The sequence below is a fragment of the Loktanella sp. F6476L genome (genome assembly GCF_023015725.1).
GTDB lineage: Bacteria > Pseudomonadota > Alphaproteobacteria > Rhodobacterales > Rhodobacteraceae > Yoonia.
This window is the reverse complement of the sequence record NZ_JALKAR010000014.1, coordinates 19699-39402: the sequence shown is the minus strand read 5'-3', so window position 1 is coordinate 39402 and position 19704 is coordinate 19699. Positions and strand designations below refer to the sequence as shown.

The 19704-nt window shown below is 52.8% G+C and carries 18 protein-coding genes and 1 pseudogene; 9 read left to right on the top strand and 10 right to left on the bottom strand.

Annotated elements, in window-relative coordinates:
* Positions 1-262: 262 nt before the first annotated feature.
* From MWU61_RS17960 to MWU61_RS17945, 4 genes are read right to left on the bottom strand one after another with little or no spacing between them, the layout of a single operon-like run.
* Positions 263-1417 carry a hypothetical protein gene (locus MWU61_RS17960; RefSeq protein ID WP_247129849.1) on the bottom strand — a complete coding sequence of 385 codons (1155 nt, stop codon included), beginning with the start codon at positions 1415-1417 and terminating at the stop codon, positions 263-265.
* Positions 1418-4327, bottom strand: coding sequence for a toxin VasX (locus MWU61_RS17955; RefSeq protein WP_247129848.1), 2910 nt, complete (start codon positions 4325-4327; stop codon positions 1418-1420). It abuts the gene before it with no gap.
* Positions 4327-5313 carry a DUF4123 domain-containing protein gene (locus MWU61_RS17950; protein WP_247129847.1) on the bottom strand — a complete coding sequence of 329 codons (987 nt, stop codon included), beginning with the start codon at positions 5311-5313 and terminating at the stop codon, positions 4327-4329. Before MWU61_RS17950 ends, MWU61_RS17955 begins: the two co-directional genes overlap by 1 nt.
* The gene (locus MWU61_RS17945) at positions 5313-6146 is read right to left on the bottom strand and encodes a DUF4123 domain-containing protein (RefSeq protein ID WP_247129846.1); all 834 of its coding nucleotides are present in this window, start codon (positions 6144-6146) and stop codon (positions 5313-5315) included. The genes MWU61_RS17950 and MWU61_RS17945 overlap by 1 nt, the downstream gene beginning before the upstream one ends.
* Before the next feature lie 168 nt (positions 6147-6314).
* On the opposite strand from MWU61_RS17945, the gene MWU61_RS17940 reads away from it, so the two are divergent.
* From MWU61_RS17940 to MWU61_RS17930, 3 genes are read left to right on the top strand one after another with little or no spacing between them, the layout of a single operon-like run.
* A complete protein-coding gene (locus tag MWU61_RS17940) occupies positions 6315-7067 on the top strand; it encodes a hypothetical protein (RefSeq protein ID WP_247129845.1) in 753 nt (250 codons plus the stop codon).
* Entirely contained in the window at positions 7068-7883 is an 816-nt protein-coding gene (locus MWU61_RS17935) for an N-acetylmuramoyl-L-alanine amidase (RefSeq protein WP_247129844.1), read from the top strand.
* A gap of 4 nt (positions 7884-7887) precedes the next feature.
* Entirely contained in the window at positions 7888-8442 is a 555-nt protein-coding gene (locus MWU61_RS17930) for a hypothetical protein (RefSeq protein WP_247129843.1), read from the top strand.
* Between the two features lie 7 nt (positions 8443-8449).
* On the opposite strand, the gene tssI is transcribed toward MWU61_RS17930, so the two are convergent.
* From tssI to MWU61_RS17910, 4 genes are all read right to left on the bottom strand, one after another.
* The gene (gene tssI, locus MWU61_RS17925; RefSeq protein WP_247129842.1) at positions 8450-10513 is read right to left on the bottom strand and encodes a type VI secretion system tip protein TssI/VgrG; all 2064 of its coding nucleotides are present in this window, start codon (positions 10511-10513) and stop codon (positions 8450-8452) included.
* A 118-nt stretch (positions 10514-10631) separates the two neighbouring features.
* Positions 10632-12272 carry a hypothetical protein gene (locus MWU61_RS17920; RefSeq protein WP_247129841.1) on the bottom strand — a complete coding sequence of 547 codons (1641 nt, stop codon included), beginning with the start codon at positions 12270-12272 and terminating at the stop codon, positions 10632-10634.
* Positions 12218-13072 (bottom strand): hypothetical protein, encoded by an 855-nt coding sequence (locus MWU61_RS17915; protein ID WP_247129840.1) that lies wholly within the window; start codon positions 13070-13072, stop codon positions 12218-12220. Before MWU61_RS17915 ends, MWU61_RS17920 begins: the two co-directional genes overlap by 55 nt.
* A 68-nt stretch (positions 13073-13140) precedes the next feature.
* A complete protein-coding gene (locus tag MWU61_RS17910) occupies positions 13141-14043 on the bottom strand; it encodes a DUF4123 domain-containing protein (protein WP_247129839.1) in 903 nt (300 codons plus the stop codon).
* A 340-nt stretch (positions 14044-14383) separates the two neighbouring features.
* Here MWU61_RS17910 and MWU61_RS19800 point away from each other — a divergent pair, with 340 nt between their 5' ends.
* The 6 genes and pseudogenes from MWU61_RS19800 (at position 14384) to MWU61_RS17885 (ending at position 16735) form a co-directional block, all read left to right on the top strand.
* Positions 14384-14515: a hypothetical protein gene (locus MWU61_RS19800; RefSeq protein WP_281502251.1), complete on the top strand. Its 132-nt coding sequence runs from the start codon at positions 14384-14386 to the stop codon at positions 14513-14515.
* Positions 14516-14536: 21 nt separating this feature from the next.
* Positions 14537-14683: pseudogene (locus MWU61_RS17905) on the top strand (PAAR domain-containing protein); the annotation flags it as partial.
* A 38-nt stretch (positions 14684-14721) separates the two neighbouring features.
* Positions 14722-15081: a DUF4123 domain-containing protein gene (locus MWU61_RS17900; protein WP_247129838.1), complete on the top strand. Its 360-nt coding sequence runs from the start codon at positions 14722-14724 to the stop codon at positions 15079-15081.
* Positions 15082-15111: 30 nt separating this feature from the next.
* Positions 15112-15486, top strand: coding sequence for a hypothetical protein (locus MWU61_RS17895; RefSeq protein WP_247129837.1), 375 nt, complete (start codon positions 15112-15114; stop codon positions 15484-15486).
* A 3-nt stretch (positions 15487-15489) separates the two neighbouring features.
* Positions 15490-16134, top strand: coding sequence for a hypothetical protein (locus tag MWU61_RS17890; protein WP_247129836.1), 645 nt, complete (start codon positions 15490-15492; stop codon positions 16132-16134).
* A 4-nt stretch (positions 16135-16138) separates the two neighbouring features.
* A complete protein-coding gene (locus MWU61_RS17885; RefSeq protein ID WP_247129835.1) occupies positions 16139-16735 on the top strand; it encodes a hypothetical protein in 597 nt (198 codons plus the stop codon).
* On the opposite strand, the gene MWU61_RS17880 is transcribed toward MWU61_RS17885, so the two are convergent.
* Positions 16732-18612 carry a DKNYY domain-containing protein gene (locus MWU61_RS17880; RefSeq protein WP_247129834.1) on the bottom strand — a complete coding sequence of 627 codons (1881 nt, stop codon included), beginning with the start codon at positions 18610-18612 and terminating at the stop codon, positions 16732-16734. The genes MWU61_RS17885 and MWU61_RS17880 overlap by 4 nt on opposite strands.
* Positions 18609-19694, bottom strand: a complete 1086-nt coding sequence (locus MWU61_RS17875; RefSeq protein ID WP_247129833.1) for a hypothetical protein — start codon at positions 19692-19694, stop codon at positions 18609-18611. Before MWU61_RS17875 ends, MWU61_RS17880 begins: the two co-directional genes overlap by 4 nt.
* Positions 19695-19704 lie beyond the last annotated feature (10 nt).

The window sequence follows — 19704 nt, the reverse complement described above, 5'->3', positions numbered from 1 at the left end:
ATATGCTCCCCATTGCCCGTCTTGGCGACAAACATGTCTGCCCTCTTTGCAAAGTTGTGACACCAATCACCAGCGGTGCGTCGAATTGGAAGACCGACAACAAGCCAACAGCTTGTGTTGGGGACAAAACGGCTTGTGGTGCCGTCATCGTGCAAGGGTCCTCCATGTCGCAGATCAATGGAAAACCGGTTGCTTATCTAGGATGTTCCACTTCACACGGAGGCAAGATCATTTCTGGGTCGCCCAAATGTAAGATTTTGCCCTAATCAACGACTTTCAAATTGCAGTCTTCAGCGCTCAACACCCGTCGGTCGCCCTGTCTCAACAACGCCGCCATGGAGCTTTTCATCTCTTCTCTTTGCCCACTTGGCATGTCTAACTGATCCACCAAAGCGTCAATATCCGCCGGAAGCTGTGCTTGCCTTGGCGCTATGAGATCGCCGAAACCACGGCCTGCAAATTGCGGATGCAAATCTGTGCGGCCCTGTTCCATGAATACAACTAACCAGCACCGCATCCCGTCCCACCGACGCATCCAGTTCAGACCAAGAGTGTTCAAGCGCCAAGCCCGAAGCTCTTTACCCGCATGATAGCCGGCAAGAACGAACCATGCCCCCCTGCCCGTCCCGTTTTCGAACAAAGCAAATGCCGGCGTGGTAATGAACGCCCCCACAAAAGTCCGCATCTGTAAACCATCCCAAGGGGCGGCCCAGACTTGTCCGTTGTGGTAGGTGTACACCAGTTTGCGCCGCCGATCGAATACGAGCGGCGGAGGTGTTTTGCGAAAAATGGATAGAGCAGCTGTGATTCCAACGAAAGCGATGATCAGGAATGGGAAACGCATGAAATCAGTCGCTGCAAAGACCTTTTCACCGAGTGTTTGTTGGAGCGAATTCGGATCAAAAATGAGCGCATAATAACAATATTGCATCGTGACGTAGCCCCAAGGTGTTTTGGAGACTGGGGTCATCACAGGATCGATACCACCTTCTACCGGAACATAGGTGACGCAGCTTCCACCTCTGAAGGCAAAACGCATAATCTCTTGAAATTCCAATGCGACACCAACAAACAAGATCGGCGCAAGGATCATCACAAATAGCACGAACCGCCAATGGTGTGTGCCGCCCCCAGCACGCACCGCGACGCGGTCATCATCAAGCGCTATGATGTGTTTTCCAAGATAGGGCATGACTTCGGGATGTTTATCCCTTGGGCCCACGACCCCGCTTTGCCACTTGGACAACCCCAAAGCCATCGGAGCTTTAATCTTAGGGTCAGCAGGTTTCGGGTCGTTGCTTTTTTGCAATTGCTGCATTGGCAGTTTGCGAATGGCAGGCAGAACAAGACCAAATCCAACAGCCGCAGCAATAGTGCCAGCGATAGCAGCTTGTATCACCCGAGGATCATCAAGCATCTATCCAACCCTAATCGCTTTTTGGCCACCAATTGTCGTCTCGTCATCCCAAGCACCGCTGAACCAGTGATCATTGTAGTTCATTGGCAACTGTATGTCCGGCTTCGGTCCATATTTCCAGCCTTTCACCATATAGGCACCAAGAACCTGCCACTCGATATCGTTCATCACGTTGGTGTCAGTATTGTTCCTCATATGGATCGTATAACTGGCTTCAAAGATACCTTCCGCAGCGTTGACGAGTCTAAGGCTTGCTCTCACTTGATCAGTGATCTCACGTTCGCTCAATGGAATGACAGCGTTTGGTGCATTCACGATCACAAAGAACCTGCTGTCAAATTCGGAAAGACCATCAATGAAGTTTGGCAAGCGGAACCGAAACTGGTCAGTCCACTGACGATGCTTCATGAGATATGTGTTGCGCGCAAATGGACCCCATCCAACAGTCCTGATCCCTCTTACTTCTGCGGGGTCGCGCGTGTCCTGAGGCCAATAAACCATCTCATGGAATTCTTGCATCTCACGTTGGAAGTAGCGAGCGATGTCATAAGACGAGTTACCGCCGTTGCTAAGCTTACGTTGCGCATCGTGAATTCCAGCTTCCGCTGCTGAAGCGGTCAAGGTTGACCTTCTGGTATCATCCCAAAAGGTGTAATTGGGCGCTGTTCCCCAATAGCCACCCTTGATCCACTGGGTCGTGGGATCGTCAACAAAGAATGACAGGATCACCCCGATCACGATCAGAACGATACCGACGACCGCCCCGATTCCTGTAAATCCAGCAAGCATTGCTGCGCCGCCTGCGGTCAATAGGATCGCGCCCAAGCCCATTGCAAGATTTGACAACATGCCAACCGTGTCGCCGCGCCGCCACGCCTGAGCTGCGTTCAGTAAGTCCAGGGCACCCAATGCGAATCCAGCGAATGTCGCCACACGGCCAACCCAGCTCATGACGCGAGATGACGCCAAGGCGGGCGCACGAGTCTGAGCTACACGGTTCGTATCAATCACCGATTTAGCAAGATCGTCGCCAAGCCCTTTGCCCAGCATCAACTTTTGCAGGGTCGCGCGGTTCAACTGTCCGTTTACAAAATACGTCCGGACAGTACGACCACCAGTGGACGCATCGTAACCAGCATCCATCAACTGGGTCGCTGTCTCAACAGCAGTCAGACTAAGCGCTAGCCGGGGATCAGCGGCAACTGCGCCAAAGCCGCCGGAAATGCGACTACGGTCTGATCCGCTAGTAAGTGTGACGATATTCAGCGCGTTCGCGAACAGACCAAACCCATTTGCGCCCTGCGCGAGCGCTGATTTAGCTTGCACGCCACTCACATGGATTGTGCCATCAAACTTATAAACGCCAACCGGGACACTCACCCGGTTAATCGTTTGTCCGCGTTGGATTAACGTCGATTGAGACCTGCGTGGGCGTGCCCCCATCATCTCGGCTGTGGCATCAGAGATCGGTTGCATCACCTTACGTACGGTCTTGTTGTAAATCCCGTTCGAGAACTGATTGACCTCGGTCAGCATATCGATCCGCTGCAGCTGCTCAATCTCAAGCGCCGCAGGCATAGCAAGATCGGCAAGTAAATTGCCTGCAGCGTTTTTGGTGCTCAACCGGTGGTTTGCAATCAGGCCACCACCACCCAAGTTGGTGCCGACAATCTTAATAGCCGCAGCCACAGGGTTGCCAACCTTCTCCCATTTGCCCCGCGCCAATGCGATTGATCGCATCTTCAATGATCCGGCCTTAGATGCGCTGAGTGAGGCAATGGAGGCTTGCGCCAGATCGATTAAACCTTTGATCTCATCTTGTTCTTCCAAAGTATCTGGGAACGAAAGTAAGGCATTTTGCAAACTCCCCGGTGTGCCAGCAGGGTCCGCCTCACCCATCAAGAAAAACTTTTCCCACGCCGCAAGAATACCCGTCAAAACAGTTTCAAAATTAAGCAATTCAGCTTCAGCTTCAGCCAAAAACGTCGCATGTTCAGGACGCACCGACGTCGTCCATTCTGTAAACATGTCCCGCGTACGGCTATCCAAGCCACGCGTTGCAAGTTGGGTTGTAGCTGTATTTTGCAGAACCTGAACGGCACGGGCCGTGGCCAAAGGATAGGCATTGCTTTCCAGATATTGCGACCGGATCGATACCCGATTGACGTGACCTGTGGCAATTTCACGGGCGATCCCAACCGGGTCATGCAAACCCACCATGATTGCAGTCCCTTTTGCATTCACGACAGAAGAAGAGCTAAGCAAACGCTGCGGGCTTTGCGCCTGAAATCCAACGTCGCTTAGGGCATTCCAGACATTTGTATCGTGAATCGCACCCGCACCGGCATACTCAGCGACGTAGTTCCCGATGTCCGTCAAAGGCGCCGAAAAAGTTGCGGCTGATGGGGCAGTGACCTGAACCTTCGTCATCAAACTATCTTTGTTCTTGATGACATTATCCATTGTTTTCCAATGGTACGAGCCAAAAGCGATCAAAATACTTTCGCAATTGTCTGGGACAAACGGCAAAGCCAGCTTTTCATCGGTCTTGGTCCAAGCCTCACTTGGCTCTGTCCCAGACGTCCATTCCCACCGTTCATAAAGGCCAGCGGACGCGCGATTGCTTGGTGCATGAATAAATCCAGCCCAAACGTCATTCGTTTCATCATAGATATAAACGTCCCCAGCCCGCAGAGACCGCAGACAGAAACCATCGCCGACGCTTTTGCCCATATCTGTTAGCGATGTCGGATAGACAAAGTCGCCGTTCACATCACCTTCGAGATCAGACCAAGCAATACGTGCCGGAAATATCGGAATGATGGCCGGATTTTCGCAAGCTTTACAGTATTCTTCTGAATCACCCGTGCTCTCAAGACTATTTAGACCTTGTCCTGTCTCACCAGCCATTAGACGGCCTCCTTTGCACGTTGCAAGATTACTGTTTCGGCAAAACTCAATAACGCTTTTGTGCGCATGTTCTCATGACGCGATCGATCTAAATATCCGGCCACACGAGATAAATGGGCGGGCGTCATGACCTGACCCATAATAAACCCTGCAGCCGCAAACTGACCAATTGCCAATTCAGTCTTAAGCCCCTCGGCACGTGCGGCCTGAATGCTGTCTTTCACGATTTGCCTGATTTGATCAGCCGACAAGTTCTGCACATTTGCATAATCATATGTGATCGCGGACATCAGGCGACCTTCCAATCGTAGGTCCCTAATGCGCTCAAGGATCATCACATATTGAGCATCCAACCGATAAGGTGCGACCGCCCCCTTATCCTGCATTAAGGTTTGTAGTGGCTTATAACTATGGACAACATCCAAATCAGGGCGTGGAACGATGTATCGGAACACCTGTTGTTCGCGTCCGATGGCAAACCACCGTCTCAGGTGACCGGCAGATTGGGACAATCCGTCTATGATCGCGTCCATTGCCTGGGGCATAAAGAACCTTAAGAAGAACCATGCTCCGGTGTCGTCGGGAATCTTAGTGAACCTGCGAAAATGATCTCTGACAAGTTCGAATGGCGCAGTTGTTTGCACCAAGATGACAGCATTCCGATCCCAATAATGCCAAGGCTGTTCACTCCGCGTGAACAAAGCACGAGTGAACGAATGGTCGGGCTCAAGAGCAATGAGATACGGCGCACAATCGGCAAGGTCCTCCGCGGGGGCGCCTTTAAACAAACAAGCAGCCAGGAGCCCTCCTGCGGCATCCGGGCTATCAAATCCGGGCAGCGATGCAGCATCAACGATGGCGTAGGTCTGCAAGGCATCATCACCAAAGAGCACCTCCTCCAAAGCCGAAGGCACGGTAAGCAGCGTGGACGCCCCCATCTGCAAGTCCAGCGGTTTCACTCGCAGCGTTTGAGTTTCAACCAGCATCAAACCGCCCCTCGCGAAACCACAACTGCTTCCGCTGGAGTCTTGCCTGCGGGCATCACCATCCGATCAATGCCAGCAAACAATTGCTGCGATGCTTCCGCTGTCATCGATGACAAAAGGCTGCGCAAAACGGATGGTGCATAAAATCGAAAATATGTAGGCGCCGCACCCGGCTCGCCCTCAAGTCGGGTAAAGTTGCGCAAGTGGCGCCGTAATCCAGGCAATCCGATCCGACTACAAAACAACACGGCGCTTTCTAACGGCCATAAACCGACGGGTGGCGCAGCGACATCAAGAAAAGCAGTGGTTAAAGGATGATCGGCCGTTAATCTAACAAGCCAAGGTGCCACCTCTGACAACTCCCGCTCGGCTTTGCCGGAAAACAAGCAGACATGATCCAAACCGGACCCCTCTAACATCTCTGGCATCATCGGGTCCAAAGCGGCGTCAATCAGTGCGAAGACCTCAACGTCAGCAGATGTATCAAACGGACTTTCTAGGCTTTGAACGTCGGACCCAAACAGCATCTCTTGAAACGCAACGGCGGGTCCGTCAGGAATAGCGACTTTATCATGCAAGACTGACCGGCGATCCAAGATCAGATCAAGTCGAAGCGGATCGGTACGAACAGCATTTGTCCGAGCAACCAACGCAGGATTCGCAACGACGGAAAGGTCATTTTCAAGCGGACCCTCAATGATCATGCGACCACCTAGAGCGTCGACGAACACGCGCCGGTTATGCGCGGCGGCATCGACGCTTTGGCTTGGGTCCGATGTTTCAAGGACATATCGATCTTTCAGCGTTTCATAAACGCATGTCCCACGCCACATTCTGATGATGCCCTCGCTCTTTAATTTTTGAAACTCTGCCATTAATTTTGGAGGGGTGCAACAACACGCCCGGCAGTTGCAAACCGGGTTGACCCTGAAGCGTTAGACAGGTTCACTACGCTCAAGCAGCTGCATCTAGGACCGGCAAACGTGATTAAAAAAAGTGACATGATCACCCCAGCCGTAACCGACAGTTTGGCGGCAGCGGCGCGTGAGAATTACATCGTAAAAGCGTGTGGCTTCTTGCGGGCCCAATTCCCGCGCCAAACCAAGGATGTTTCGGATCAAACGCTTGCTGCAACCGCACGGTTAGCGTTCCAACACTCGCAAATGCGCGGGTATACCAAGACGCGGGATCATCTGAAGTACCTGATCCCAGTTGTGTATTGGGGCAGTTACTTTGAAACCGATCCCCAGCATCGCGCCGCATTGATTAGAGCAGATTGGATTGCACAGGACGGGCGAGCAAAACAACAACCCAGCCTTGGCCAGCTCACGATTGAAATCGACGCCCACACAGACGCGACGCGCAGTGACACGGCAACGCTCGAAACGCCAGTTTCTGCGTTTCAGGCTCACTTTGAGCAAAACAATAGTCGCGACGACGGTCCGGCCTGTCTGCAATTAATGACATCAACTTTTCCGGCACATGTGGCGTATATGACAGATGCAGATATGCGTGATTTTGTGCGCATGGCTCTCACACAAGGGAAGACGCGAAATCTCTTCGGGTGTGATCTGGTGGCTTATGTCGCGCTCGCGCTCAAGTTCGGAACACACTTCGGGATAGATCCGCTCCACGATTGGGTGCATCCGGCCTATATGGACACTTCACTATCAAGCGACGAACACCGTTTGCTATTGGGAAAAGGCATGACGACCTATCTTTTGCGTTTTGAGATTGCTGAGGAGGACGCATAAATGTCTGATATTGTAGGCAGATGTAGTCGCCTTTGGTCCAAAATGAAGGACGTTGCGCAAACACTTCCACCTCTTTTCCCAGAGCCCCCTGCCCCGCGACGCGACGCGCCAGATCTTGGACATGAGGGCGGCGTCGATGAAGATGTGCAAACAGGCACGTCGGAAGCGCAAGAAGCCGGTCAAGCTGCTGATGAAGCCGGCGGTGATGCAGACACGACCGAAACGACTGGCAGCTGTCCTCTTTGTAAAGTCGCAATTGTAGTTGGTCACAACTCTCGTGCGCAGGGCGCTTCATCCCCTCACGTTGGCGAAAGCGAGTTTCCTTACAACAGCGATATTGCAGAGCGAACTGTCGCCAAGATTGCGGAACTCGGTGGCGGGAAGATCACCGCGCAAGTCTTCTTCCGGACGGCTGGCGGCGGTTACACAACCGAGATGCGACGGTGCTATGAACCGGTAACCGCTTTCTTGGAAGGCGTACCGAGCAACAAAAAAATTGCGCTCGAACTGCACTACAATTCTGTAGATTCCCCATCGGCTAGCTATACTTTGACGATTTACAAAGGTGATCGGGCCTTTGCGACGGCGATCACCGCGGCAATGTCCGAAATCTACGGGGGTACGCGGCAATTGGTTAAGTCTCATACGGAAAACGCACGCGGCAAGGCCACGTTCACCTATGGTCCCTCGAATACATATTTGATGGAACCCTTCTTTGGTTCGCACGAACGAACAGGTAAAATCGCTGGTACAGAGGCCGGTCGCGATGCGCTGGCACAAGTCTATGCGCAAGCATTGGTTGATTGGGTTGGATGAACAAATGAAGGAGAAAACGATGAATTATCTGCCTCTAGCAGCAATTGCCATTTGCCTGCCACTTGCATCACAAGCTCAAGATCTTTTGGCATTGCCCGGACCTGACGGGTTGAACATGTGGGACACTGCTGGGAGCGGCCCCGCCACGCTGAAACTACAAGACATCGCGGGCGGACAGGCAGGAACCTGTTATTCATATTCCGCCTCAGCTGGGACATTGACGCAGTCAAATCAACCGATTGGCTGCCTGAACTATCTGGTGCTTCCACCGCAGAACATATCCACGCAAGAACCTCCTTACGCCATAACCGGGCAGATCGAGTTCATGGAAGAGCCCCTGAATGAAACTTACAATGGTTTCAAAATCAGCGGCGTTTCAGGCGTCGACTATTGCGGTGAACGTGACGGCTGCGACGAGATATTCGTCCGAGGCGTTACAAATCCAGACCTATTAACACCTATGATTGCCGCAGCCCAGTTTGGCGAAAAAGTGCGCGTGACTGGACCTGCAATTTGGCATCTTGAATCCATCGATATCGTGATCGACAATATCGACTAGAGCTGGATTATCCCTCGTCACCTAACTGGGCAAGACATTCTTCCACGAGCGGCAAGCCTTCATTTGCGGCCCCCTGCAATGTCGGCACTTGTGCACTGCCACCGCCACCCATGGACACGTTGCCCTTCAAATTGATGGTTGACGCTTCAAGCGTAATATTTCCCGACGACATGGTGATCTTGGCACCTGGGGCTTTGATAATAAACTTATCATAGGCCATCAGCGTGTGGGTCTTCGTGTTATTCGTAATCGCTTCGGTCACGTTCAAAACGGAACGACCCAAAATTGTCCGATCAGAATTCTTGCCAATCTTCTGTTGGAAATCAGCGTAGATATCTTGTTTATGGATATTCCCCACGTAGTGGATGTGGTCTTTGCCATACTTTTCCTGTTGGTTTTGCTTCACTTCATACATCACGTCCCGCATGATGGTATGCTTAGCATCTTGCCCAACGGTTTCCGTATGATCGCGGCCAATCGTGATTGATTTATCGCGGCCAACGCCTTCTTGCTGATCACGGCCAATATTCTTGCTTCGGTCATTCAAGATATCAATCTGCTGGTCTTTTTGACCATGCATGTAGATCATTTCGCGATCTTTTTGATCTTCAAATGTCAGCTCATTAAAGCCTTCGCCTTGGTGCGTATCGGATTTGAAGACAGATTTTGTCTTGTTCCCCGGAAGATCATACGGCGGCATATTGCGACCATTATAAACACATCCAGAAATCAGTGGCTTGTCGGGATCACCTTCCAAGAACTCGACCACAACTTCCATGCCGATCCGCGGAATGACCATTCCACCATAACCACGATGCGCCCAGTTTTGGCTTACGCGACACCGCATCGAATACGCGTTGTCGAGGTCCCAGTGAAAGCGCACCAAGACGCGACCATATTCGTCGCAATCAATCTCTCCCTCACCTACAACAACAGCGGTTTGTGGGCCTTGGACAACCGGACGCGGGGTTTTGCGGTCTGGGGCCAAGGGCGCGTTAACTGGCATGAACGTATAAGCGCCAGTGAACGGATCGTCGCTGACTTCTGTAACGGTACCGTATGCCTCTGAGCGGAAATCATGAGAGGCTTGCAGACACACGAACTCTTTGTCGGTTGCCCCGGCCACAGGATCACCTTTAAGGCCAATCCGCATGCCAGCGGACAGTGAAATACAATCGCCTTGTGCCCGATGACGGACATCGCCACCACGCTCTTGCATGACACGCAAACCAGAGACGGCTTTACCAATCGCTTGCTCTAGAAAATCGCCGGGATAGTCAAAACTTTCAATTTGACCATGCGCATGACCGGCATCGCCGATCTGATCGACTTCCATCATCGCCGTTGGCTTTTTGAAGTTGTAGTCAGTCAGACGAATAGCACCCGTGGTGATATTTTGTTCCGGCAGCCATTGCCAAAACCGCTCTTGATCACCGGCATGGTGGCCTTCGTTTGGTTTAAATTCGCGAGTCTTGCCATCAATCGCTGCGTGCTCATCAATGCTATCAGTCATGACCAGCGTGTGGCTGTTTTCCGAGAAGGTGAAATGATAGCTAATCCCAAAGCGTTCCATCATCCGGGTGGCAAATGCTAAATCGCTCTCACGATACTGAACCGTGTATTCAAGCTCTGGGTAATTGCCGTTCAGCTTGTCAATGAAGGCGGGACTTCCCAGCGCGCTGTAAGAACTAAACAGCTCGGCCAAAATCTGGCGCACAGTCATTTTGTGGAAAATACGTTGGTTGCGTCTTAGACCAGCCAACCAAAACCAAGGGCGCAGTGTCAGAGCGTACTTTTGACCCGACTTCGTCGTCCCTGCCCAGCAAGCATGTGTAACGATACCATCGAAATACCTGTCTTCGAACTTTTGCGATGCGATCTTAACCGTGGCATGAGTACCCATCAAAGCATTCAGATCGATGTCATCCTGTTGAGACAACGCTTCCACCCGATATTCAAAAAGATCATTCAGGTAGTCAGTACCCGTGAATTGAAGCAAAACGAGATCTTTGTCACCCAGCGCAGTCGTCAACGATCCAAGACGGGTATCTTGAGAAAATCTTGCGTTCATCACTAAAGCCTTTCAGGAAGGAGTACTATCCAGCTGCTCTCATAACATCTCAACCTACAGAAAATCAAAGCAACAGCAACACTCTCTTAAAGTTACTGCATATTGTCGTTTCTCGGTCTTAAATCTGAGCCTGTATCTCTTCCAAAATCCATTGTGCAGCCTGGAGCCGCGCCTGATCACTGTTGTAACATTGATCATGAGAATACCCAGCCAAACCTCCGTCTGCTGTCTTCGTGGGTTCATTTTCAATACTACCAGGAACCTGAATACCGGACCCCCCGTGGACTGTGCCATCACCTGCTGCGTTTACCCCCTGCATCGCAGCGGTCCCACGCAGCCGAGTGCCCGTGCCATCAGCTGACTCTGTAGATCCCAAATCGAGGATTGCGCCCAACGGGCTACCGTCCCCTAATGAAACGTCCCAAGAGGCTTGTTGATATGCAGATGTCATCGCCGTTGCCATCTGTGGTAACAGCGATGGATCATCGGTCGTTTCAGCACTCCGGCTATCTATGCCAGTGTTGATCCCCCAAATAGTGACATCTTCCTCAACACCCAATTCGGTCCGTTGTGGCATCTCGCCCCGCCATTCAACTTCGTCCCAGGACAGGAATGCAGAAGAATCGGAGTACAGCATATAGGTGTTTGGATGAAACCCACCTGCGCTCTCGCCCAAACCACCATGAAAGTTTTTGGCCAGCTCAAGATTGGAAAGATAGCTTGTCCAAGCCGCTTCTTGTTCTAACGGATCTGGCGTTTCGGGATCAATTTCATCAATCTGGACCGGGCGCCACCAAACATCTTCACGAGCGTAAATCTCAGAGTAAGGATCAGACTGCGGCAACTCAAGAACAGGTGCGCCTTCAAGCGTAAAGCGCAACCATTTTTTGTTACCATTACGGTTTTTGTGGAATGTTGACGGCAGCAATTCTAGAACGCCCGGTGAATTGGCCCCGATCGCAACAACCTGCGATCCTGTCACCCCCAATGCAACAGATGCACCACCTTCAAACCCTGCCATCATACGTTTATATGCTGCTGGTGCACCTTGTGTTGGCAACGCGCCATGAATTATCGCGGAAACCTGCCCTGCATTTGGTTGGTCTTTTGCAAATGCGCGGGCGACCAAGCCTCCCATGGAGTGGGTCACAACAATTGGCTTTAGGACACAAGTCTCGGTACCAGCATATTTAGCGGCCGTCTCAGACATGGCCTGACTAACCCGACGATTCAGTCCTTCAGCAGACGCCCCATTATCACCTGCCCAGTTATAGGGTTCGGCAAAAGCCTCGACTTTTAGACCTCCCATCCGTGGATCATCGTTTGTCAGGACCCGCGGCATGTCGCGTTCCATCCATTGCACGAACGGTCCGTAAAAATCCCAGACGAGGCCGCCCCACCCGCGATCAACCTTTTCTTGTGCCACATTCTCAGGGACATGGTCGGACATCCATTCGGCGTCCGCGAAATCAACGGTTAGAAAATTCGGATCGAAAAACGAACCCGGATTCCCAATAACAAGCCTGCGTCGTGCGCCAGGGCCAGCCCCTGCGTATTGCCACAAAAATGAGCGCGTAACAGGGTCCCAGACATTGAGGCCGCTATTGGTTTGCTTGAGACGGGACCCCATAATGCCCGGAACAAATACAACCGGTAGCGCCAAATCAAGCGGACAGATTTCGCAGACGCGATCAACAGTTCCCATCAGTTCGTGGCCAACGCAGGCAAAGGGGCCGCGCTTGATAGTAGCGTTTCCCATATTTGATCTAGGGCTTGCGCATCAATTGCCGATGCTTGCCCCTCATCCGCAATCCAAAGGTGAATAGTCAACCGTAAACCCGGCGCACTTCCATCCGTCCCTTCGTAATATCTTTGCCCACCTGTCGGAGGCAAAACGGTCAGTCCCCCGCCGCCAACGGTTTCACCGCTATCTAAACGCGCTTCTACACCGAGTGTTCCACCAACTGTGCGGCCAGACGCCCAAGGAAGAGACGTATCAAAGTCGAAGGAAATCTCAGGTTTTGCCAACCATTCAGACGTCACCTTGAGCCTAAGACCATCCTGAGACTCAAAAATGGCCTCGTAAACCTTGGACCTATCAGGCGCAGCAGTTGGACCGAGAATATATCCAGATGAAAAACAGAAAATAGCGTTATTATTTAAGGCACTATTTAGTGGGCGCAAACGTGACAACACATCTACCGCATTTGCCCTGAACTGATCTGCCAATCTATCAGAAAACGTCGACTGCACCTCAAAACCTACATTATCCCGAAAAACGAACCCATAAGATGTACCACCCCGAGACGTTTCGCGAACTTCGTACAGGCGGCCATTTGGGATTTCCGTTAAGATAGGATCGCGTTCACGGTCAGCTTCAGTCAGCTCTTGGGATCGCGCCAAAACAAACTGATTGAAAGCAGTTTCAGTAGACACATCCAAACGCTCAAAATTCACAAGGTCAAATCGCGCGGTCGTTTCATTGAAACGAGACGTAAACCGCTGATCGACAGATAGCAGGAAGTGCCCCAAACAGTAGCGGTTCATTTCATTGTCCATCAGCGTCTCCGCGTACAATTTTAGGGGAAATAGATGCACCAAAAAGGCAGCACAAAAAAGGAAGCATTTCACGCCGTCGCCTCAGGAGTTGCTTTCAACATCAAACGTGCCTTCTTTGTCGTTGGTATCATTTCATTCTGCCAAATGTCAGTGTGAAGATCAGCATATGCAACTGGAGCGAGATTGCTACGCATGCATCCAACAGTCAACGCAACCAACGCGTTTTCATCCGCAACGCTCGCGTTATACCATGCTCGGGCAACTTCCAAAATGCGGCCGTCTGACCAGCCGAAAGGATTTGGTTCATCCGTCTTGATTTGAATAACGAGTTTATTCAAAATCTGAATTGACTTAGTCCTTTGCAAAGCAGCCCAGATCTCGGGTGTAAGGACAACACTAGGACCGCGAGCCTCAACACCTTCGCTATCCGTAATCCACGCGTATTCGCCCGCGGGCATCAGGATTTTGTTCGCGCCATAGAGGCCTTGAAGATGACGCATTTCAGGAGTCTCAAAAATGGATTTCACAGTCGTTGGATCCCAGAACCGGAAATAGAACCACTTGCCCTGCGTGTCCCTTATTCGTGTATAACGACGCAGGTTCTTAAGCATCTTTCGAAAGGTATAATTGCTCTCTAGAACTAAAGGCGATCGGGACCAGTAGCTCCAAGGCTCCGAACCAACAGTGAAGATCTGGCGCGTAAATTCTGACCGAAGGTCAAGCTGAACCAGCCACGGGGCTGCATCACCTAATTCTTGTTCAGCGTCACCCTGAAATAAACACGCATTCTGCAAACCAGTCCCCTGCAACACCTCAGGCAAACCTTGAATGAGTGACGCATCCAAAAGAGCAAAAACTCTAGACTTATTGCTTCCATCCCACTGGAGGTGTCGCTGAATCCCCTTAGGAATCGCCTGATTCGGACCAAGGATTTCAGTGCTATTAAAGGGGGTGGCTTCTTGGAAGATCAAAGTCTGTGCATTTCATGTTTACTATTATGACGGTGTCCGTCGTCAGGGTTTTTGGGACCAATGGCGGCCTAAACTAAGAGAGAGTTTGTCTCATCTGGTTTGTTAGATTTTGGTGCCGCAGAAGTCAAAACTAATGGGTTTCATAAAATTTATGGTTCGGACGGTTTGGGATTTCGCAGGCCAGCTCATCACAGGTACTGGATTCATGATTTTTTTGGGCGCGATCGTAGCTCAATTGTGGATTATGGTTCTTGTTTCAATGATACTGATGCTGATTGGCTTTTTCATGATGCGGCCGTGATCTTGATGCTGCAACAGAAATTTAGGCGAGGAGTTACCTATGCCTAAAACAACCCGTTTGGGTGACACCGGCTCGGGTCATGCCTGCCACTTCCCCTCCACCCCATCGATTGTGGCGTCAACCGACGTTTTTGTCGAAGGGATCGCCGCTGTTCGCAAGGGCGACGCCTAAGCGCCATATGCTTGCCCAACATGTCTTGCGCCACCGCATCCGCGTAGCCTGGCTGCCGGATCTGGGACGGTGTATATTAATGGTAAACCTGCGGGGCGTGTGGGCGATGCGATCTCTTGTGGTGAGAATGCGGCCGCAGGTGCCTCGACCATGTCAATGGGCGACTAATTTATCAATCAGCGCAACCTATTAGCCTTAAAGGACGGGTGGTCATCACCGTTTTGCCTCTCGACGGGGCAAAGCCCAAAGCAGTCCGCGATCTGCTCCACGCCGCGAAATACCCCCACGCAGGGTTTATCATTGAAACAGAGACGGCCATCGACGACCTGCGTCGCCACTACGCCTCTTGGCTCAACGTCACGATTGATGAAGGAACGCAAATGGCCCTTTTCCGGTTCTACGACACCCGCATCCTGCTCGCCTTTCTCGGCACGCTTCAGGCTACCGACGCCGCAGCGTTCTGGGGACCGTCAGAGCGGTTCTATGCGCTCAAATCTGGCGTGCCATCCGTTATCACCCGCCCCGCACTCAGCGGACCAAACAGTGCAGCTCTTCCGCTGGAATAACCCTACGCTGTCAACGTGCAACAAATCGAAATGTTCACCCAAATCACAGATCAGGTGTTCCGCAACCGGCTTGCCGATTTCTTAGGACGCGTCTTTTGGGAACAGGGCGAAACGCTCTCACAAGCCCAACGTCTCTATATCGTCGATCAGGCCATTCTGGACTGCGCATGGCTCGAAGTTTGCCGCGAAGGCGATGTTGTGTCGATGGCAGTTCTGCGACTTGTCACACCTAACCTCGTCGCGGATGACGCCTATCGCGATGCTGTGATTGAACAGGTGCCAAACCCCAACCAACGTGTCGCAGCCTATCTTGGCGAAGCGGCTTTCCACATGTCAGTCCAAGACAAAGAGCTCTTCTACGGGAAGGTTGGTTTTTGGTGGGAATTCGTGAAAGGAAAAATCTAGACCATGATGAACCCAGAATCCGCGCGTATTATCGCTGATAGCGTTGCACGAAAGGTTGAACCATTCGTCAGATCAGAGGCGCTTGATCCAGCCACACGGCCCCTGCCGCCCTATAATTGCCCGACAGGGACATGCCGGACCGACAAAATCTGCACAAAGGTTTCCATAGGCGATACTATTGACCCGTATGGGCGCGAACATATCGAACGCAACGCCTGCAATCGGTGCCCGTCGAGCAACCCAATCCCTGTGAACCGGATCATCCCGAAACACGGCCGCACTCCGCAACGCACTGAAATATCACACTATGTCGACGGCCAAGGGAACACCTGGGCGCCTGACAGCGGTCTGACGGCCCCCGTTTTCCACGGTGACGCAGGTCTTGGAAACCGGAACGCGGAAAACCAAACCTACCGTCTGCTGCAAGGGCATGGCGGGCGCGGCTGGCAGTGTCGCTACTATGGCGGCGCGGTTGATGACACGAGCCTCGATTTAGGAACATATGACTACGCTCCAGCGCCAGGTACGGCACGAGCCGTCGGTAATCGCGTCACGTTTGGGCTGGTTGGTGACGATCATAACGACATGGACGTGAAGCCCCACAACTCCAATCCCAACTACGCCCCGAACCTAACTGAAAAATTCTAACGCAATGGCCAAACCTATCGACCCACTCACAGGCGCCTTCCGCCTTGGCACTGACCTGACACTCGCCGACATTTGGACTGGTCTGCACATCGATGCCCAGATGTGGCAGCGATCAGCATTCGCAGCAGACACCCTGCGCCAACGCGCATCCATCGACGACAACACCAAGTCTCTTTTAACAGCACTTGCCCCCTGCCCGGCCACACGCTGGCAAGCCTTTATTGAAGCTCAAGGCGTCACCCAGATCGGAGCCATCGCGCTGTCGTGGTGCGCAGATGTTGAGCTTAGCACCGTCGCGGACCTTTTTCTGCGCGAAATCTCTTGCCCCGCCGATATTGATAAACGCGCAGCACAGCGCCTGAATCCTGCCCTTCTGCCTAGCACACGGTCACTAAGCGAATTGGCCGCATCGGCACAAAGCGACATCAAAACGCTTGTCCTTATGTGCCTCGGCCAAGCAACGCCTATCACTTTCGACGTCTCAGGTGCATGGCTCCAAGATTTGCCTGCCATCGTCGGTGCGATCCTGCTTGAACGCTACGATCCCGCAGTATCGCAACTTGATCCAAACATCCTCTCAACTTGGCGAGCGGCCGCCTAACAGGACATTTGCGCCAAACGGTTGCCTTCCAACGCAAAACGCTGTTTTCCGTCGCCCACGCTGTGTGAACCCGTCACGGTAACTTTCTCAACATCCGCACCTTCGCATAGCATCAGACCATCGTCCGTCAGCGCGTACAACTGCCCACCATCCACCGCGAAATACGGATTTAGGAACCGCAAGGCCGGTGCGTTCATCCCCGCCACAGGTTTGCGATACCGACTCCCCAACAGCATGTGACCCGCACTGTCGATTAACAGGCGCGGCGCAGGACTTCGCGCCGTTTCAAGATCAAGCGCACCGATCCGTTTGAATTCCTTCCCGCGGAACAACAGCGCCTCACCCATCGTCGCAAATAGCCGGCCAATCGGCTTCACCGCTTCCGGATCCGCAACGTCGCGCTTGCGCACGCCTTCCACGATTAACCCCTCCGCATCCATCGCATAGGCACCGCCGAGCAGACGGAAACTCGCCATATCCGCTTTCACAATCACCAACCGGTGATAGTCGCGCGGATCGGTCAGGTTCATGAAATACGCCTGATTGGCACAGCGATACCAACCGTCGCCGAGGGCTTCGAAACTCTCAGGATCAGCGCCTTTCACAACAGGCCGCTCATATCCCTCCAGCCGTGGTTCCACATAGCGCAAACCAGACCGATCAATTGCGAACACATCGACCACATGCCGAAAGCTGTTGTGATCGATGTAATCGACCGACACCCATTCACGCTGTCCGCGCTTGCGACCTTCAACCCAAAGCCGCTGACCATCGCTAAAATACGGGCCGCCAATCGGCACACGTTCTGTCTGCCCTGGTTGATTATGAAACCAAGCCGTCTTCACATCAGGCCGTGCCGCGAAATACGCCGCCCACCGATCATGGTCATCGGCAGACGATACGACCTTTCCGCCGTAATAGACCCTGTTTTTGTCAAACGCGCGGTACTGGCCAACCTCTATCGCGCAGGTAAAACTCTCCCGATCCGCGCCTTCAATCGGCGTGCGTTCCCAATAGATTCGGTGCTTATCGGCAAAGTACTTGCCCTCTACGCCAATCGCCTCAAAGCTCGCTGCATCGGCCCCATCTATTGCAACACCGTAGCTGTAAACACGGTGCGAATCCTTTGCGTAATGACTATGTTCAGCGTGCTGCGTGACGGGGTTACCATAAGGATAGCTGACCACCGCAAAACTGCCCGGATCGCCGCCCGTCAGCCGCAAATTGGTGATGTAATACCCAGCTTCCTTATCCGCCGCATACCGTTGATTGAGCACCCGAAACGTCGCCGGATCAGCGCCACGTGCCACGAACCAATGGCGCGACGTAGGCTGTTCACCCTGCCCGTATACGCGTTTACCGTCGGTAAACCACCGCTCACCCAGCTTACGAAACGCGGCGCAATCGATGCCTTCAATCACATCGCCCTTCTTCGTCTGTAGCGGCTGTCCCGCGACGCATACATGCGTGCCATTATGAACGTAGCGGATCGTAGGAAAATGCCGTTCGCACAGATACTGCGCAATCCAGTAGACATCCGCAAACGGCCCAATCCGCGGGTCCGCTTCAACCACCCGCCGCACCGCCGCCAACCGATCACGCATGCCAAACCGGAGCGGCGCACGTTTCCCAGTCAGGTGCTTGTATAAGGCGCGATCCCCCTGTGGTGCCGCCAAACCGCCCCGTTCAAACGCGTGCGCCACCCATCCCGTATCGGCAAAATGCAACTGGCTGTAGCGCTCTTGGCAGCCATCCCAGACAGCCTGCGTGACGCCCGCGCAAGCCAATACATCAGCCGCTGGCACACCTGCGTCCATGAACAAACGCGCAGCATACCAATCAGTGTAAAGCATTGGAAACGAAGCAGCATATGTCATTGCAACGACCGCTCGAGACTGTTCTTCAGCATCAAAAACGACGATTGCCCCGGCAGCCGACTAAAGAAACTCATCCGGTCCGTCGCTGGCGCAAAGTTCTGCCAGAGCCCGATCACATAAACCCGCTCGCCATGCCAAATGAAGCTCGCTTCTATATCGCCAACCCCACCGACATTGATCCGCAACCGCTGAGCCATAAGGTCAGGTAGGTCATCATCCGCAACATTTTCGGTTACATCGAACGTCGTCGGTTCATCGCTCAACGCCTGAAAATACTCCGTGACAACCGGCACCGCGACCTCGGCCAAATCAACGGGCTTGCGCCCCTCGAAAACGTACAGCCACATCAATCCCTTCGACGGTCCATCGCCATCAGCGCGTATCAACTGCATCTCGGCAGGCAGCGCGCCCGTAAAATCGTTAAACGCGACTTCCCAGATCGCGGGGACGCCGATCCGAGTTGTCTGATCACCAATCGTGACCACGATATCCTGCATCTGTTCACCAAAGTGCGCAGGCCGCCCGTCTGCGAAAGACATCCCGTCGGTAAAGCGTTTGTACACATCAAGTGCAGCAAGCCGGCGCATCTGATAGTCGTCTTGCGTCGTGACGTCCGCCACATCAAACAGCACATGCACAGCCAACGCACTGCTGCCGCGCGCATAGCAACGTGACAGGCTACCAGATGTCAGACGCGCCCCGTTGCTCTTCGTTGCAAAGGCCTCGGCCATCGTCAAATTCGGCACGCTACGGATATTGTGAACCTCATAGCCCGCCGCCGCGATCTCGCTCTTGCACAAGGCCTCAGCGACTGCAGGACTGTTCAATGCATACCCGACAATCGAAATCCCCATCCAATCACGCGGCTCGGTAACCTTGCCGATGTTCGTGATATTCACGATAGCCCCCGCGTCAGGCACGTTCATCGGCGCGGTGTTGACCACCGCCCCCAAGACGACATCGGTCGTGAAGTTCAACAGAGGATCGGCAAAATCGAACTGCCTCACCTCCCAACTATCATAGTCTTGCGCCACTACCGGGGCTGCGATTGTCAACCAAATCGCCAGTAACAACTTCAGCATACCACTTAAT

Coding starts and splice junctions, on each gene's coding strand:
- MWU61_RS17955 (WP_247129848.1), bottom strand. CDS start 4,327: ATGGCTGGTGAGACAGGACAAGGTCTAAATAGTCTTGAGAGCACGGGT.
- MWU61_RS17930 (WP_247129843.1), top strand. CDS start 7,888: ATGAAGGAGAAAACGATGAATTATCTGCCTCTAGCAGCAATTGCCATT.
- tssI (WP_247129842.1), bottom strand. CDS start 10,513: ATGAACGCAAGATTTTCTCAAGATACCCGTCTTGGATCGTTGACGACT.
- MWU61_RS17885 (WP_247129835.1), top strand. CDS start 16,139: ATGGCCAAACCTATCGACCCACTCACAGGCGCCTTCCGCCTTGGCACT.
- MWU61_RS17890 (WP_247129836.1), top strand. CDS start 15,490: ATGATGAACCCAGAATCCGCGCGTATTATCGCTGATAGCGTTGCACGA.
- MWU61_RS17920 (WP_247129841.1), bottom strand. CDS start 12,272: ATGGGAAACGCTACTATCAAGCGCGGCCCCTTTGCCTGCGTTGGCCAC.
- MWU61_RS17915 (WP_247129840.1), bottom strand. CDS start 13,072: ATGGACAATGAAATGAACCGCTACTGTTTGGGGCACTTCCTGCTATCT.
- MWU61_RS17960 (WP_247129849.1), bottom strand. CDS start 1,417: ATGCTTGATGATCCTCGGGTGATACAAGCTGCTATCGCTGGCACTATT.
- MWU61_RS17950 (WP_247129847.1), bottom strand. CDS start 5,313: ATGCTGGTTGAAACTCAAACGCTGCGAGTGAAACCGCTGGACTTGCAG.
- MWU61_RS19800 (WP_281502251.1), top strand. CDS start 14,384: ATGCCTAAAACAACCCGTTTGGGTGACACCGGCTCGGGTCATGCCTGC.
- MWU61_RS17940 (WP_247129845.1), top strand. CDS start 6,315: ATGATCACCCCAGCCGTAACCGACAGTTTGGCGGCAGCGGCGCGTGAG.
- MWU61_RS17875 (WP_247129833.1), bottom strand. CDS start 19,694: ATGCTGAAGTTGTTACTGGCGATTTGGTTGACAATCGCAGCCCCGGTA.
- MWU61_RS17945 (WP_247129846.1), bottom strand. CDS start 6,146: ATGTGGCGTGGGACATGCGTTTATGAAACGCTGAAAGATCGATATGTC.
- MWU61_RS17880 (WP_247129834.1), bottom strand. CDS start 18,612: ATGACATATGCTGCTTCGTTTCCAATGCTTTACACTGATTGGTATGCT.
- MWU61_RS17935 (WP_247129844.1), top strand. CDS start 7,068: ATGTCTGATATTGTAGGCAGATGTAGTCGCCTTTGGTCCAAAATGAAG.
- MWU61_RS17895 (WP_247129837.1), top strand. CDS start 15,112: ATGTTCACCCAAATCACAGATCAGGTGTTCCGCAACCGGCTTGCCGAT.